This window comes from Corynebacterium sp. CCUG 65737 (assembly GCF_024454115.1).
GTDB classification, from domain to species: Bacteria; Actinomycetota; Actinomycetes; order Mycobacteriales; family Mycobacteriaceae; genus Corynebacterium; species Corynebacterium genitalium.
On the sequence record NZ_JAGPZB010000031.1, the window covers coordinates 1 to 1,859 of the forward strand.

The following is a 1,859-nucleotide window of genomic DNA, read 5'->3' on the forward strand; positions in this document are numbered from 1 at the left end:
AGCACTCACATCAGCTACACTGACCCAAGCAGCATAGATAACCCCCGACGTGTCCACTTTCCGGGGGTCAGGCCCGAATAACGCAAAGAGTCTGTTTGATGTTGAAAGCACGCTGCCGCTGCCAACCTATGACACTGCCGTTGGTGTTGGAATGCCGGACGATGTTACCTACGACGAGACAACCCAAACTATTTATCTAGGCAAGGGCAGCTGGTCGAATGTGTCACCAGCCGTGTGGAACTACACAGTGGGTGGAAACTCCACAATCAAATCCTGGGTAGGTTATCGCCGTAAAAAACCTAAAGGCAGAAAGTCCTCACCACTCGATGACATCATCACCACAAGCTGGCCGACACAATGGTCAAGACAGTTTCACGAACTGCTAGTTACGCTTACCCATTTAATTCAGCTCGAAGCTGAACAGAAGGAACTCCTGGAGCAAATCATTGCTGGCGAACAACTAACTAAAGACGAATTAGCCTTTCATGGGGTGCAGTGGCCAGCAGAAAATAAAGATCGGAAACCACACTTTCCAGGCGATCTATTTTAAAATTCTGGCTATTAGACATTTGTTCGAAAGCCAGGAGATTATGTCGAAGCAGTGTGCAACAATAACGTCATGACTCGCCCAATTGATGAGCTGTTGCGCCAAGCTGGTGTGCCGTCGTTAGGGTCAAACAACGGCACACTCAGTGGTGGAGAGATGGCAATCGCACGTATTGTCAGTGCTCTGCGAGCAGATTGGGACAGGCTCGATGGTCAACAACAACGTGCGCTTATTACAGCGCTGGAAGCGTCCACACAGGCCACCGAAGAAGCCGAAGCATTCGTGCTGAATCAACTCAAGAAGCACTAAATCGCTCAAGCCCTGCCTGAGGGGCTAGAGGCAGGGCTTGAGTGTGACAGTGACCGTCCGGGGGGGTGTTCCTATATAGGTTGTCAACCTCGCGGGTGGAGAAATCGGGGGCGGATTCTCTCTACGGGGTTGTTTGGTCGTGTGGTTTTCGGGCATGCCTGCTAGCCGACTGGGTTTTCCCAGTCGGCTGTTTCGTTCTTGGTGTTTAGGCTGCGATTCCTTCCTGTTGTAAGGCGGGATCGCGGTAGCACTCGTGGTTGCGCATCATGGCGTAGAGGACGTTGAGCCGTCTGCGGGCTAGTGCCACTACTGCGGCGTTGTGTCTCTTGCCATCACGGCGCTTTCGTTCATAGAATTGCCGGGAACGCTCGTGGAATCTGATGGATGCAAAAGATGATTGCCATAGGGCGTTCTTTAATTTTTTATTGCCGGCACGGTTCAGTGAGTTCGACATGATCGAGGTTCCGGACTGATTCGTTCGGGGCGACAAACCAGCGTAAGAGGCCAAGTGCCCAGCTGACGGAAAGTCGGACATGTCGCCCGCGGTCATGAGAATTTGTGCTGCCGTCTTTGGTCCGATTCCTGGCATGGATAGCAGGATTTGAGTGTGGGGGATGTCGTTGATGAGCTCGATGACTTCCTGCTCGATTTGTTTGCGATGTTCGAGTTTTAAGAGTGCGTCTTTCGCCGACATTGCTATGCCCATTTCGGCATAGTGCGCACCTGCAATGGTGACTGTTTGCTCAGAGATAGCAGCGAATATGGCATCGAGGACAGGTTCGGGATTGCGTGCCTTATATCGTCGAGCAAAGGCAGCTGCCTTGGCTTTTCCGAGGCGTTTTATCTTGGTCGGTCCGCCGTAGCGTGCAAGTAGGTGCAGAACCCACTTGCGGTGGATTATCTGACCGCGAAGGGCCTGTTCGAATTGGGGCCTGACCCCCGGAAAGTGGACACGTCGGGGGTTATCTATGCTGCTTGGGTCAGTGTAGCTGATGTGAGTGCT

The 1,859-nt window shown here is 52.5% G+C and carries 3 protein-coding genes; 2 read left to right on the top strand and 1 reads right to left on the bottom strand.

Annotation, left to right across the window (positions count from 1 at the left end; all coding sequences use genetic code 11):
• Window positions 1-49 precede the first annotated feature (49 nt).
• Both KBX17_RS11380 and KBX17_RS11385 read left to right on the top strand, forming a co-directional pair.
• Entirely contained in the window at window positions 50-550 is a 501-nt protein-coding gene (locus KBX17_RS11380) for a type ISP restriction/modification enzyme (protein WP_256019912.1), read from the top strand.
• Between the two features lie 69 nt (window positions 551-619).
• Window positions 620-856: an antitoxin gene (locus KBX17_RS11385; RefSeq protein WP_144691027.1), complete on the top strand. Its 237-nt coding sequence runs from the start codon at window positions 620-622 to the stop codon at window positions 854-856.
• Between the two features lie 205 nt (window positions 857-1,061).
• On the opposite strand, the gene KBX17_RS11390 is transcribed toward KBX17_RS11385, so the two are convergent.
• Window positions 1,062-1,859, bottom strand: a 798-nt coding sequence (locus tag KBX17_RS11390; RefSeq protein ID WP_256019914.1) for a transposase, incomplete at its 5' end; no start/stop codon positions are given.

Excerpts from the sequence above, each read along its gene's own strand:
- KBX17_RS11385 (WP_144691027.1), top strand. The coding sequence starts at position 620 with ATGACTCGCCCAATTGATGAGCTGTTGCGCCAAGCTGGTGTGCCGTCG.